Origin of the sequence: Paenibacillus sp. UNC217MF, assembly GCF_000686865.1 — a bacterium.
Classification (GTDB): domain Bacteria; phylum Bacillota; class Bacilli; order Paenibacillales; family Paenibacillaceae; genus Paenibacillus_B; species Paenibacillus_B suaedae.
This window is the reverse complement of record NZ_JMLT01000031.1, coordinates 1-15,068: the sequence shown is the minus strand read 5'-3', so window position 1 is coordinate 15,068 and position 15,068 is coordinate 1. Positions and strand designations below refer to the sequence as shown.

At 52.2% G+C, this 15,068-nt stretch carries 8 protein-coding genes; 6 read left to right on the top strand and 2 right to left on the bottom strand.

Annotated features, from left to right (window positions below; all coding sequences use genetic code 11):
* Positions 1 to 120 precede the first annotated feature (120 nt).
* On the bottom strand, positions 121 to 1,209 hold the full coding sequence (locus tag BP95_RS0115610) for a Gfo/Idh/MocA family protein (RefSeq protein WP_028532668.1): 1,089 nt from the start codon (positions 1,207 to 1,209) through the stop codon (positions 121 to 123).
* A gap of 5 nt (positions 1,210 to 1,214) precedes the next feature.
* Positions 1,215 to 2,459, bottom strand: coding sequence for an MFS transporter (locus BP95_RS30510; protein WP_021254193.1), 1,245 nt, complete (start codon positions 2,457 to 2,459; stop codon positions 1,215 to 1,217).
* A gap of 287 nt (positions 2,460 to 2,746) precedes the next feature.
* Between BP95_RS30510 and BP95_RS30505 the strand changes: the two genes are divergently transcribed.
* The 6 genes from BP95_RS30505 to BP95_RS0115575 form a co-directional block, all read left to right on the top strand.
* Positions 2,747 to 3,379, top strand: coding sequence for a hypothetical protein (locus tag BP95_RS30505; protein WP_051614101.1), 633 nt, complete (start codon positions 2,747 to 2,749; stop codon positions 3,377 to 3,379).
* Positions 3,376 to 4,863 (top strand): contractile injection system protein, VgrG/Pvc8 family, encoded by a 1,488-nt coding sequence (locus BP95_RS0115595; RefSeq protein ID WP_028532667.1) that lies wholly within the window; start codon positions 3,376 to 3,378, stop codon positions 4,861 to 4,863. Before BP95_RS30505 ends, BP95_RS0115595 begins: the two co-directional genes overlap by 4 nt.
* Before the next feature lie 39 nt (positions 4,864 to 4,902).
* Positions 4,903 to 6,048: a pentapeptide repeat-containing protein gene (locus tag BP95_RS0115590; RefSeq protein WP_028532666.1), complete on the top strand. Its 1,146-nt coding sequence runs from the start codon at positions 4,903 to 4,905 to the stop codon at positions 6,046 to 6,048.
* A 47-nt stretch (positions 6,049 to 6,095) separates the two neighbouring features.
* Positions 6,096 to 6,650 carry an imm11 family protein gene (locus BP95_RS0115585; protein ID WP_028532665.1) on the top strand — a complete coding sequence of 185 codons (555 nt, stop codon included), beginning with the start codon at positions 6,096 to 6,098 and terminating at the stop codon, positions 6,648 to 6,650.
* Between the two features lie 96 nt (positions 6,651 to 6,746).
* Entirely contained in the window at positions 6,747 to 7,307 is a 561-nt protein-coding gene (locus tag BP95_RS0115580) for a DUF4280 domain-containing protein (protein WP_021254188.1), read from the top strand.
* Positions 7,308 to 7,331: 24 nt separating this feature from the next.
* Positions 7,332 to 15,068, top strand: a 7,737-nt coding sequence (locus BP95_RS0115575; protein ID WP_028532663.1) for an RHS repeat-associated core domain-containing protein, incomplete at its 3' end; no start/stop codon positions are given.

The following is a 15,068-nucleotide window of genomic DNA, read 5'->3' as shown; positions in this document are numbered from 1 at the left end:
TTGGAACATATATTCATAATCCCTTTTAATAGAAAGAACAATGAGGCTAGTACGTCCCTAACTGGGAAGTACTAGCCTTCTTCTCGTTGCCACAAGGGAATTGATGATTTACGATCTGACCTAATTCTCCGTACCTAGCCATAAATCAATCGGCCGCTGTACGGCTGCGTGGAATGGCAGCTCAATCTTGCGCCCTAATCGGGCGGAGGCATATGCTGCATAGATGATTTCGAGCACGGCACGCCCGTCCTCGCCTGTTACGCAAGGCTCTAGATTTTGCCGGACACAGGTAATGAAGTGCTTCAATTCCTGTGGATATCCTTGATTGAATGCTTCTTCATAGATGGTGAACGACCACCCTTGGGTGGAGCCTGCCTTCTCCATCGCATAATCATAGCCATGTTCGCTATAGGTCAGAGCAGCGTTGCCTTGAAAGAGATCCGCATAGCTTACTCCCTTCGTACCGTATACTTCTATGTTGTCTGTCATCCCGCCAGGCTTCGCCCAGCTGTCCTCCGCGATTGCCGTTACACCATTCTCGAACTCTACGATCGTAACCGCATTATCTTCGCCCTTCGTTATCTCGCCATGCAGTACAGTAGACATTGTCGCATATACGCTTTTCACTTTGGCGCCGCCCATCATCCAGCGGAACCATTGCAGCGCATGGCAGCCCAGATCCATGAGCACGCCACCGCCAGCCTGCTTGATGTCATAGAACCAATCACTGTGCGGACCAGAATGCTTCTCTGCCTGCTTCAGCATATACACATCGCCGACGGCTCCCAGCTCGATCAGCTTGCGCACCCGCTCGAACTTCGGTGCGAAGCAGAGCTCTTCCGCATACATGAGCTTCACTTCTGCGCTGCGGCATGTCTCGATCATCTCGTCGGCCTCTTCCAAGGTAACGCATAGCGGCTTCTCTACGATAACGTGCTTGCCCGCTTGCGCAGCCGCAATACATACGCGGTGATGGAGGAAGTTCGGCAGGCAGATGTCCACAACCTCACAACCGGAATGCGCCAACAGCTCATCCATGTCTGTATACACTTGCGGTATTCCATGCCGTGAAGCGAATGCTTCTCCTTTCTCACGATTGCGGGCATAGACAGCGACTACCTCTGCCTCTGGAACGAATCGGGTAAAGGACTCCATATGAATGTCGGCCACGAAGCCAGCGCCGCCAATGGCTACTTTCGTACGATTCATTACGCTTATCTCCTTTCAAATGTCGCATCATGCTGGTGAACAGCATGTGTGGATGGTTTCGATTTGAACAGCAGCAGGAACAACAGTGCCACGACAAGCGCAGCGCCTGCCGGGTACAGCCAGAAGCTCTTCCATTGTGCAAGCGCAGCAGTTCCGCTAGCTGTCACGGTATCGTTGAACAGACTGCCGGCAATAAGTGAGCCGAAGTAGATGCCGATTCCCTGCGTGAACAGGAGCAGCAAGCTTTGTGCCTGCCCCTTTACTTGGCTGTCTGCTTGCTGCTCGGCATAGATGAATCCGGTTACAAAGAAAAAATCATAACAGATGCCATGGAGAGCGATGCCTACGATCATGAGTGATCCAATCTGATCAGGCGCACCGAAGGCGAATAGGACGTAACGAAGTGTCCAAGCAAGCATGCCGATCAGGAGCATGATTTTGATGCCTAAGCGGCGGAAGAAGAACGGGATAAGCAGCATAAAAGCGATTTCCGACATCTGGCCGATCGTCATCACGCTGCCTACATTGGCGAACCCAGCAGCCTCTAAGAAGGGAGACGCAAACGAATAATAGGCTGCAAGTGGGATGCAAATAAGCATCGAGCAGATGATGAAAACACAATAGCTTCGCTCCTTAAGCATCTGCAGCGCGTCAAGACAGAGCAGGTCGCGAACAGAGAGAGGCTTTCCTCTGGCGGGAGCGGGCGTATTGGGCAGAGTGAAGCTGAATATACCGAGCAAGAGGGATGCAATAGCAGAGATGTAGAAGATGAAGGAACTGTCGGAGTAGCCCAGTTGGCCGATAAGGACGCCTGCCACAATCCATCCGATTGTGCCGAACACACGAATCATCGGGAATGTCTTTGCAGCATCCGCAATATGGTGAAAAGCTACATTGTTGCTTAGTGCCAGTGTAGGCATATAACACAGCATATACAGAAAAAGCGTCCACAACAGCGTTGTTCCGCTGCCTGCCTCGACTTGCCTGCCGACCATCCATAGAAGTGCACTGCCTGCAAGATGAAGGAGGCCCATCACTTTCTCAGAGGCGAAGAAGCGGTCAACTACCATGCCGAGGAAGAAAGGAGCAATAATGGATGCAATCGCTCCAACGGAGTAAGCGGTTCCAATAATGGATGACAAGCCATATTTGCTGAGTGTAAGCCCCGCAGTGGCGTACCAAGCCCCCCATACGAAAAATTGCATGAACATCATGAATGATAATCGTGGAATAACGAGCCGTCGCTGCATCTGCCTCCTCCTCACTTTATTTTACAACGATGAATGTCTGTGCTGTAACGCTATTATCATTCATATTCAACTGAGTTGTCTACTACGCATACAAGTTGCTGGCAAATTGGTTCACATAGAAGGATCATTTTTTTTTTTGTGTTTCCCCTAAAAACAGGAAGGCCCAGCCTTCATAAGATTCCAGTATTTGCCGATATATTCAATAATGATTTGGATATTTATACAATTTTGGAAAGAAGAAAAAAAGACCCATCAGATGAAAGATTCCAAGTGAGGGGGAATTGGCGATGAAGCATGCGAAAAATCAGCCTAAAATCGACTCGCCCGGTGCTGGATCAGTAGGATCTGAAAAGCAGCGGATGCAAAACGAGCAGATGGCGGAACATGCGGCCCGTATGAATGCAGAGGAGAAGTGGCGAGAGGATATGCGCAACGGAGTTCACCATGGCGGCGTCGATCTGAACGGCACGATTGTGGAATTCGAAAAGCAAGACTTTTTCGAGCCTGGACTGAGCTTTTTATTTCCGAAGGATTTTCTCCTGTGCACGCTAGAGACCGAACAACAGATGGTTTATCAGAATGAGGCTCATGCTCTGAACATCATCTTGCAATATACAGAACGTCCTGAGCAGGCCATCGACTTGAGGCAGATGAAGACGGATATGATTCGCAGCATGGCAAACATGGAGCTTCATACCGAGTGGCTGGAGGATGGAACGGAGGAAGTGAATGGGCAGCCGATCCATTACTGCTCCTTTTTGAATCCAGTGGCGCATGGCAAGGTGTTCAATTTTCTGTTTTTTGTAGATGCTGGACACAAACGCCTTATCGCCAACATTAACGGGAACGACAAGCATGTAAAACGATGGTCCATCATCGCGCTGGAAATGATTCGATCGGTGGAGGTGGCGAGCGCATGAGTGTATCGACATTGTCCTATCAAAATGTACGAATAAAGCCATTTCCCCATATGCAGTTGCTGGAGCTCGCCATCGTGCAGCAGGTGAATGAACACGGAAAACTTACCTTTACGGGCGTTGTCGCGGAGGAGCATAAAGACAATGATCTCTTTTCGCTGAACGAGCAGACGCCGGTTCAGGTGATGGAGCTTCTGGAGCAGGGCGGAGAACGGATATTGTTTTCCGGGATTGTCACCGAGATGCGCATCGAACGGACGAGAGATGTATATACGATTCACGCGGAAGCATGGACAAGTTCCGTCATGTTGGATATTCGCGTCAAGAGTAGATCTTTTCAAGACGCTTCGATGACATACAGCCAGTTAGTTCGGAAAATGGGCGCGGATTACTCCAATTACGATGTGCAGTACACGACGGATCATAATCCGGGTATCGGGCAGTTCGTCCTACAGTATAAGGAAACGGACTGGGCATTTTTGAAAAGAATGGCCTCTCGCCTCGACACGGTTGTGGTGCCCGCCGAGAAATTCAAGGACGTCAAATTCTTCTTCGGCTTGCCGGATACCGGGACGGTCAAGAAGCTGGATGATTACCAATATGTCGCCAAGAAGAAGCTGGCGGATTATATGGCTTATCACCATAATATTCGGCCGGATTCCCAAGAGAGCGACTTTATCTCTTATGAGGTAACGACCAGACAACTGCTGCATCTGGGTGACGCTGTAGACTTCCAGAGGGCGAAGCTGTATGTCGGGAAAGTCGTCTCGACAATGGACAAGGGAGCTATGTCGCACACCTATACGATTACTACCCGCAAAGGTTTGAACCGGGAATTGCCATTCAACGAAGCCATTCGAGGAGCTTCGATAGGAGGAACGGTTCTGGCGATTAACAGAGACAAGGTCAAGGTAAGGCTCGATATCGATAAGAATCAGGATGCTGGAACTGCGCACTGGTTCCCTTACTCTACTGTATTTGCATCTGCGGATGGAAGCGGCTGGTATTGCATGCCAGAGGCAGGGGACAGTGTGCGCGTGACATTCCCAAGCGAACGGGAGGAGGAGGCATTCGCCATCAGTTCGGTCAATTCCTATGCCGGCGAACCTGCAGGTGCTTCTCCGGGTGGCCAGGGAGCGGGTGCATCGGCATCCAGCGGCGGTTCGCAGGATCGGATGGCCGACCCGAATGTTCGTTACTTCCGCAATTCGGCAGGCATGGAGGTTACGTTAGCGCCAGGTCATGTGCTCATTTCGGCCAATAATGGGCAAGCGACGATTATGCTGGATCAGAGCGGCTCGATCACGATTGCCGGTCAGAAGGAAGTGTCGCTGACGTCCAAGGAGAATGTGACCATCCGGGCGGACAAGAAATTGCTCATGACGGCTAGTGAGGAAATCGCGATAGAAAGCCAGAAGGGCGGCAAAATCGTGATGAATAGCGGTGGAAATACGGAGCTCAAAGGAACCGAAGTATTTACGAACTAGCCAACATTTCTGGCGCTTGGTGCGGAAAGGACGATCAAAGTGACAAGAGAAGAGGCGCTGCGTCATTGGCTGGATACGGCTGTGGCCGACAAGCGCATGGAGCTGATGTTGGCTCTCCATCAGGAGGTGCTGGCGCATCGGGACAAGCTGACCGGCGAATGGATCGAGTCGTTCAAGCAGCTATGCGCGGACATCCGCCGCATGCAGGATGAGAAGCGGAAAGGCAAGATCAAGTATATTCATTATTCAATCCTGCGGAGCCAGATTTTGATCGGGGATCATCGCTGCCGCATAGCTGCGTATGATGCACAGTGGCGTGGCGACAATTCGACATGCACGGCCGAGTATGAAGCGGGCTGGGCGTTCGCTAAGTTGGACGAATTCAAGCGGCATCTGTCCGAGACCAGTAAGAAGTATGTCGGCAAGCTGCTGCCGGCTGACGTGGCAGTTGTGGTGCAGCGAGACATCGTCTGGTATACGGCCTATTTGATCAAGCTGGCCAGATATGCGCTGAGAGAGGCCGTACGAACAGACGAATTCGCAGCAATTGATAAGGAAGATGAACTGTTCATCTATGTGGGCGAGCACCAGGATCGCGGAGAGCTGGTGTACAGATACGAGGCAAGAACTAAGGATGTCGAGACGCTGAAGGAGATGTTCTCTGATAACAACAGATCGGAATATGTGTATGAAGTTTTTCGTGGCGCGAATTTGAGCGGCATGTACTTTCAACTGCTGAATCTTAGTTTTGCCGACTTTTCCGAAAGTGCATTGGTTGGCAGTTTGTGCTTGGGCTGTGGGCTAATCGTAGCCGATTTTCGCGGAGCGAATCTGCAAGGAGCTGACTTGAGCAATAACATCTTACATGGTGCGAGCTTCCGTGAGGCGAATTTGCAATCTGCCAAGTTGGAGCATATCAAGGCGGGAATGAGTTTTCCGTCGCAGGATCAGCTCCATATCCCACCCTTCATGGAGACAAGCTTTGCGGGGGCGAATTTGGAGCAGGTGAGCTTTCGGGGAGCCGAGCTTAGAGGTGCCGATTTCCGAGGGGCAGTGTTGAAGGGTACGAGCTTCGCGGATGCAGACTTGGCCGGGGCGATGTTCCGGGCGTCAGATGTGAAGCGGCTTGATTTAACTGCTGAGCAGTTGGAGCACATCATCATTGATGGAAGCGATAAAGCATGATCAGCGAAGGTTGGATGGTTAGGCTGGGTTGAAGGGGATGAGCAAAGGTGGACTACTTTATCATTTCGCAGGATGAGTGCGTGGAAAATAAATTTCAATTCGCTGGCTTGAAATCCACCAATAAAACGATTGAGCTTACGCCGGATCGGGCGGATGAAATCAATGACATTACAGCTGTATTCGTCGAAGGCCATGCAGACAGTGTATATCCCGATTATATCGGCAAGCCTGTCGTTCTCGTAGCGGATGAGCTGAAAAAGGTACTGGAGCGGCATAATCCGGAATTGGCATACAAATGCGCCGTGTTGTCAGATCCGAAGAACAGCATGCAAAAGATATATTGGCTGCTTCTATTGCCGAGGGTGGATTGTTTATCGGATCGTACTGTCTTCGACAAGACGGGGGCAGTGAAGCGCATCGTCATTGATCGAGCGAAGGCGGACGGCCATGCGGTATTTCGCGTACAGGGATTGCTGGAGAAGCACGTCTTCATCAATCTCGATGTCGCCGAGAGCTTGCTGCGTAAGGAACTGCTGGGCATCAAGCTGGAGAAGGTGGAAAGCTGCTGCGAGCCGGATCCTACATCGTTTGATTCTGCATAGTTTGGATCCTGCACAGTTGGTACCCTTGTCGGTTTGTACTCCACACTGTTTGTACTCATGCATATTTTATACCCTCGCATAGGATGTGCTCTCGTTATGTTCGAGACTTGCATCATTCTGTTCGCAAACGTTGCGGCAGATAACGGTCAGGAGGAAATGGAAATGGAATTAATGATGGATGACGGAGGCGGACAGAAGGAGCCGAAATACGTCGTGCACGGTGCATATTGCTTTTGTCCCCAAGGGTCACGTCCAGCACGGATCGTCGTTCCAGCAAGCCATGGGGATTACATTCATGATCAGCCGCAGCTGAACGTGAACGATTGCGTGCCAATGGTCAATATCAGGCCGTTCGGCTTGTGCAAGAGTACGAGGAACCCTGCGGTGCAGGCCGTCATCAATGCGCTTCCCCCGATGCCGAAGCAGGAGGAGGCTGGCTGGTTCGCCAGTCTTTTTATTAAGAAAGAGGCACCACCGCCCGAAAAAGTGCCGGAGCCCGAATGTGTGGCGATGTGCGTGCCGAATATTACGTTTCCGTGGCAATCCGGGAAAGAGGATGTGTTGATCGAGGAGGCGCCCGCACTGCTCGATACGTGTTGGAATAAATGCGTATACGGTGAAACCATCAAGATTGTTCATAACGGTCAAAGGGAGTAAAAGCTGGCGGGAGGAGGGGCAAGAATGAAACTGCCATTTGGCGAATTGAGTGTGGAGATGGATGCGGAGCTGCAGCGCATTACCGAACTCTCCTTGCATATGAGTGTCAATGAACATATTGAGCTTCGACTCAGCGCCATCATACCGGAGCAGAAGAAGGATGGATTCCTTCATGATCTGAAATTCGGTGATCGGGTTATTGTTCGGCGCGAGTTGGGAGAGAACGAGGAAGACGGGCGAAGCTGGCATGGAGACGTGTTGTTCCAGGGCATCATTCGGAATATGGAAATAAGCTGCTTCCGACAGGTATATATGCTGCAGGTGGAGGCAGTGTCCTCCACCTATATGATGGATATTGAGCGCAAGAGACGCTCTTTTCAGCAAGTAGACATGACCTATAGTGAAGTGATCGAACAGGTGCTGAGCAGTTATCCGAAGGCAGATTACTTGGATTATGCCATGAACGGTGCCAAAATTGGACAACTAATTGTGCAGTATGACGAGACGGACTGGCAATTTGTAAAGCGCTTGGCATCGTATGTTGGCGCTGTCGTCCTGCCGGATGCGACTTCCGGGGCGGTTCGGTTCTCAGTTGGCGTCTCCTTGAACCAGCAGCCCGTCGCAGTTGCCAATGAGCATTATGTGATTCACAAAGATCTGCGCCGCTATCTCCTCGCCCAGACGAATGAGGATTCCAGGCTGCAGGATACGGATTTTATCAGCTTCGAGGCAGATATACGCCGTTTGCTGCGACTCGGGATGCCAGTGACCTTCGACCGAGGGGTGTTCGTCGTCCATCAGGCGAAGCTTGCCGTCCAAGACGGCCTCCTTCGCTGCACCTATTCGTTCTGCAGCGTTGATGGCGTAAGGCAGGGCCGGATTTTTAATACTCGGCTTCAAGGTGTGTCATTGGAAGGAACGATAACGGAAGTGTCTCGCAATCAGATCCGGATCCATCTCGGCATTGATCCCGCACCGGCTATAGGGAATACGTGCTGGTTCCCGTATTCAACCGGCATCGATAACCAGATTTCGTACCTGATGCCGAAGCCGGGCTCGCAGGTGAAGCTGCATCTGCCAACCGTGAACGAGGGAGAGGCCATTGCGATCGGATCGGTCAGACAAGGAACGGAGCAGAGCAAGTATGGGCATAAGCTCGCTGATCCGCAGAACCGGTCGCTGACCAACGATACGGGCAAGGAAATGCGGCTCACTCCGCACGATGTCCTATTCATCGCTGATGATGCGGGCAGCATCAAGATGCGGCTGGCAGGCGACGGGACGGTCGAAATCGCAGCCAATACCGATATGTATGTGCGGTCTTCGGATAACGTGTCGATTGGAGAGAGCGGGAGTGGCGCGGCGGAAGCAGTCCCGGTCGTGCCTAAGCGGATCAGCGTATCCGCCGGGGAGGATGTGCTTCTTAGTCGCAGTCCTGGGGAATTCGTTACTCTTGAGCATGCGATTGCTGTTCAGGATGCGACTTATGTGATGGCAGCCAAAATCATTTATTTGGGCGAGCCGGGGAAGCCGCCAGCTGTGACCTTCGATGACAGCGCTCTGTTGGAAGAAGACGCGAAGCAGATGAAGGAGGTTAACGATCAGGCGCTCGCCTATCGGGAAGCGTGCATTGCCAAGGCGAAGGAAGCGGAGAGCAAGATCGGGTTCGGGGTTATTGCGCTCGTCGTTGGTGTCGTGGCCGTGGCTGCTGCAACGGTAGTGACGGGAGGCGCAGCCTTGCCGCTTATCATCGGTGCGGCAGGCGCCGTGTCCGCGGTCGTAGGAGCGAGCGAAATCGCGGAGGGCAGAGAGGATTTCGCCAAGGCCCAGGTGGGCGATTTGTCCCAATCCTACAATTTCATGCGGGATACGGTTCTCGGGGGGAACGAGGAATTATACAATATCGTCAAATACGGCTCCGTTACCATTTCCGTGCTTGGGGGAGGCTTCATGCTCGGCGGCACTACCTTGCTGGTAGGCGGATTAAGCGGCGGTGCCATTAGCACGGGCGTAACTGCAATATTCGATCCGTATGCTCCGCTTGATGGGAGCTTCTCGTGGGGAGCGCTTACCGGGCATTACTTGAAGAGCTTTTATAACGGCGCCCTTGCGGGGACCATTTCCGCAGGTATATTAAAGGGCGGGTGCGGGGCCGGCTGGTTGACCCAGTTCGGCCAAAGATATGCGGCAAGCTACGTGTCCGCGAACGTGCTGCAAATTAGCAATTCCGGCAATTCGGATCTGGCTGGCAACGCGGTAACAAGCGTCTTTGGAGCGGCATTTTCTTTTATGGGCGGCAAGAATCCATTTGGAAAATACGGTGCTGGAGTTGCGGGCGATATGACGGGAGAATCGGCTCTCCAGCTCTGGAAGAACGGCCAGCTCGATAAAGAGACGCTGCTCAATCAGTTGAAAATATCGTTGGTCAGTAATGTCGGCAACCTGGTGACGAAGGGAGATCCGATTGATGTCGCCAAAGGAAGATTCTATGTACAGGCGACCGATCTGATTGTGCACGATATTGGAGATGTGCTGGAACTGACGCGTAGCTTCAACTCGCACAATCCGTTCGTCGGGCTGCTCGGCAAAGGGTGGATCAGCGCGCTGGAAAGCTCACTTACCCGAATTGAAGATCGGGCATTCCTGATCTGTATGGACGGGCATTATGAGAGCTTCGTTCAGCAAGACGGCGAATGGAGAAATGAACGGGCTGGTGCGCTCGATTACCGCTTGATTGAAGAGCCTGACAAGGAGCGTTATCTCGTCAAGCATCAGCATATGACGTATGTGTATGACGGGGCTACAGGACGGCTGCAATCGTTCTGTGATCGCAATGGCAACGAAACGCTCCTCACGTATAATAAGCACGGATTGCGCACGGTAACGACACCGGGTGGGAAGCTGCTGACGATGACGTGCGAATATGGGAAGCTGCTGGCGGTTGAGGATAATATCGGTCGCAAGGTTGCGTACTGCTATGACGGCGATTTGCTAATCGGGGTTACCTACCCGAACGGAGGCAAGGTAGCCTATCTGTATGATACGGAAGGGCGGCTGCTGACCATAACGGATCAGAGTGGCCGCACGTACGTCCGCAACGTCTATGATCGTCAGGATCGGATTGTAACCCAGTATGATTATGAGGATAACCGAACCGATATTACGTATGACGAACGCGGCAGACAGACGACCTTTACGTTCCATGCTACCGGAGTAACGGAGACTTTCCGTTACAACCGCGATTATTTCGTTACCGCAATTGAGTACGGAGACGGAACACAAGAAGCATACACCTACGATGTTTTCCACAATAAGAACAGCCATACCGCGGCGAACGGCGCCATAACGCAGTGGGAATATGACCCGTACGGCAATTTGCTGAAGGAGACGCTTCCTGACGGATCGCAGATTTGCCACCAGTACGACGAGGAGCAGAACCGGATCTGCACTCGAACATCATATGGCAGCGAGACGCATTATACCTATGACGCTTGCGGCAATCTGCTGGAGGAGCGCGTTCGGGTTGATGACGAGGATCGGGTTGTTAATGCGGTGGCTTCGGCATATGCCGTTACTTCCTATCGATACGATGAGCGCGGCAGATTGCTTCGCCGGATCGACCCGCTCGGATATGCAACTTCTTACCGCTATGAGGTGCAGCATGCAGACGCGCCAACCCTCGTCGAGGATGCGGAGGGGCAGCAATTCCGGTACGGCTATGACGATGCTGCGCGCTTGACGAGCATCGGAACCGCGTATGGAACGGTAGAGTTTGCCTACAATGCAATCAATCAGCGAACGCGCATTACGGATGCGGCCGGCAATACAACCATTCTGTTCTATGACCCGATGGGAAATCTCGTGAAGAAGGTGCTGCCGAACGAATACGTGGAGCAGCGGGGCAACGGGATAGGGACGGAATATCGGTATGACTTCATGGATCGGCTCATTCGGACGACGGATCCGATGGGCAATGAATATCGGGTCATGTATGACATTCATGATAATGTGATCAAGGAAGTGAACCCGAATCACTATACTCGCAAGGACGATGACGGGGCGGGCATCGAATATGTGTATGACCACCGAAATCGCCGGGTGAAGACCTTGTACCCGGACGGCGGGATTGGTCGTACGAAATACGATGCCGCAGGCAATGTGATCAAGACGATTGTTCCAGAGCATTACGATCCAGTGACGGATGACGGGCCGGGGATGGAGTATGCCTATGATGCGATGAATCGCCTGATCCAGATTACAGATCCGGAAGGGCATGTGAGCCACCATTTTTTATACGACGCCGCTGGAAGAGTGATCAAGTCAATTGATGCTCATGGCTGGCTGAGCGGCACGACGGATGAAGAGCGCTTTGGCACACTTTATGCTTATAATTGCGCAGGTTGGCTCTCTGAGAAGCGAGAGCCAGTGGAGGAAGCAGACGGAACGATTCGGTACAAGCTGACGCAGTATCGATATGATCTTGCAGGCAACCTGCTGGAGGAGAAACGGACGGCTGAGCATGTGAGCGAAGCAGGATATCCGGGTCTCTATTACAGTATCCGCTACCGTTACGACAAGTTGGGCCGGGTCATGATGATTCGTGACGATACTGGAGCCGAGTTTCATTATACGTATGATTGTCTCAATCAGAAGACGTCCGAGCGGCGCAAGATAAGCGATCGGAAAGAGCAAATTACCTGCTATGAGTATAATGCGGTCGGCTGGCTGGAGCGGAAAATTGAACGGATTGACGCGGAAGACCTCGCAGAAGAGCGGGCAGGAAGTGAAGGCGAGAAGGTTGCGGCTGTTACTTCGTATCAGTATGATCGAAACGGCAATTTGCTTAAGCTCGTTACACCGGAAGGATATGAGACGGGAGTAAGCTATGACCGGGCCGATCGCATCGTGCAGATTAACCGCAGGCCAAGCAAGACTGCCAAGGCTAGCAGTGTGTATTTCAAATATGACCAAGCAGGCAATGTGCTGGAAGAAACGGATACGAACGGCAATCGCGTTCTATACGGCTATGATGTCATGAACCGGCGGATTCGCATGGTGGGCAAGCAGGGAGATACAACAAGGCTGTTCTATAATAAGAACGGGCAAGTCGTAAAGCATGTCACACCGAATCAATATAATAAGCTGACCGATGACGGAGAAGGCACGAACTATCAGTATGACGCGATGCAGCGCTTGACCGAGGTGCGAGATGCCTACGGGCACATTGTGGAGCGGAATCGTTACAATGCAGCTGGCGAACTGATGCGCAAGCTCATCGATGGCGTTGAAGCGGAATATACGTACACGATCGGCGGACGGGTGAAGCAGATTCGGACAGCGGAAGCGATCGCTCGCGGCAAGGTGAGCCAGCAGTATACGTACGACGCACTCGGTCATATTACGGGCATTGTAGATGGGGAAGGCAATGCTACGAATTATAAGGTAGATGCTTGGGGCAATGTTCGGACCGTGACTCGTGCAGACGGAAGCGAAGAGCGGTACGGCTATGATTATGCCGGGAATATTATTAGCTCTACAGATGGCAACGGGAATACAACGCAGTACCAGTACAACAGCATGGGCAAGCTGGCAGCCGTAATTGATCCTTCGGAGCAGAAGATGGTGTACCAGTACGATCGGCAAGGTCGTCTCGCCCGCCAGATTGATCGTAATGAGAAAGTGATTGAGTACGAATATAACTTCAACGATCAATTAGTGAAGCGTAGAGAAGTTTCCTCCGGTAAGGAAGAGATGTTCGTTTACAATGGCGATGGCACGCTGCGAACGGCACAGAATGAGCATATGCGCTACGACTACGCGTATACGGCGGACGGAAGGCTGTCAGCGAAGTACTGGAGCGAGCCTGCGGAGATTGCAGGTGGTCTGTCAGTTGCTGAGAAGCTGCGCCAGTCCGTAATCGAATCGAAGCAGCGCACCTCGCTAACGGATTCGGTTATGGGGTCGAGGGGCAATCCGACTAACGACGTTATGAACAAGCCGGATCACAGGCAGGAGCGGGTCAGACGGAAATGGTTCATGGGAACCCACTCTGCAGAGGAAGCGGGCGGCACCAAAGGATTGAACGGTTCGAACAGCTCGAATGGCTTCGATGGGATTAACCGCTCGAACAGCGCGGGTGGCTTCAATGGCATGAACGTTCCGAACGACACGAACCTCCTGAATGGGGGGGACAGCTCGAAAAGCCCGAATGGCTGCAATAGTTTGCCTGGCTCCAATGTTCCAAACGTTTCGAATGGTTTGCACAGATTGCAGATGAATGGGACGGGCGATCAACAACATGGCGGCATAGAACGAATCAGTGGGCAATCCGGGCAGCATGCAGGCCAGAGTGCGGGACTCGATGGGGCGAATTCTGTACGAGATACATCGCAGAGATTACAGCATGGGCGGCATGATGTAAATCCAAGTGATGCCCATCAACAACAAGCAGGTAAGTTGCCGAATCAACCAAGCGACGTTCAACAGCAATTGCGCGAACTGGAATCGCGTGGCGCTCGCAAATTGTTGGAGTACCGCTACGACGCAGGCGGCAACATGATTGGACTGACCGATGCGGCAGGCAGACGTATTGAATATCGCTATGATAAAATAGGACGTATCCAGGAAGTGGTACAAGGCGAGGAATGTCTTGCGCAATATCAATACGGAGAAGGCAATCGCATCGCCTCGATCTTGTATGGCAGCGGTGTCGGCGTCGAGTATGGCTATGACCGGGATGGTCAAGTGAAGAGCTTGCGCGCGACGAGTCCGGACGGCGACCAACTGCTGAACTATGAATACAGCTATGACGGCAACGGCAACCAGACGGTGAAGATGGAGCCGCAGCAGATGACGCTGTACAACTACGACAGCTTGAATCGGCTGAAGATAGTGGATTACGGCAGCGGAGCTCAGGAGCAGTTCAAGTATGACCGATCAGGCAACCGCATTAGCCGCATCCTAGATGGGAAGACGACAAGGTATTCATATGACAGCCGAAACCGGCTACTTTCTCTTTTGCAAGAGGACACGGAGCAGAAGACGGAGTTCGAATATGATCGTCAGGGCAATCTCATCTTGGAGCAGTCGCACCTCGGCACCACAGCCTATGCGTATGATGCGTTCAATCGAACCTCCAAGGTACTCATGCCGGACGGCTCATACATGGAGCATGGGTACGACCCGGAAGGACTGCGAAGCTGGGCGAATGAAAATGGCCGCGCAAGCCGTTTCGTGTATGATGGCTGGAACCTGATCAGCGAACTGGACGAAGAGCATCAAGTCAAGACATCCTACGTGCGCGGACATGAGCTGCTTGCACAGGTGAATAAGCAAAGGGACCCCTACTACTACCTGAACAACGAGCACGGAGATGTTGTGCGCATCACGAACCGTCTCGGCGGCATTCTGAACAGCTATGAGTACGACGCCTTCGGCCAGACGGTATCTGCCACAGAGGGCATTCCGAACCGCTTCCGCTACGCAGGCGAACAGTTCGACGCGATCACGCAGCAGTACTACCTGCGTGCAAGGTTCTACAACCCGGTCATTGCCCGCTTTACGCAAGAGGATGAGTACCGTGGTGATGGTCTCAACCTGTATGCGTATGTTGGGAATAATCCGATTAATTATGTGGATCCGAGCGGTTATAGCAGTCAGAATGTTGGCTGCGGTGGCGGCGGTAAGAAGGAAGGGCCTTTTGAAAACGGAAAAAATCCTGACCATCCGATAAGAGTTTATAGAGATACTGATTTGGAGATT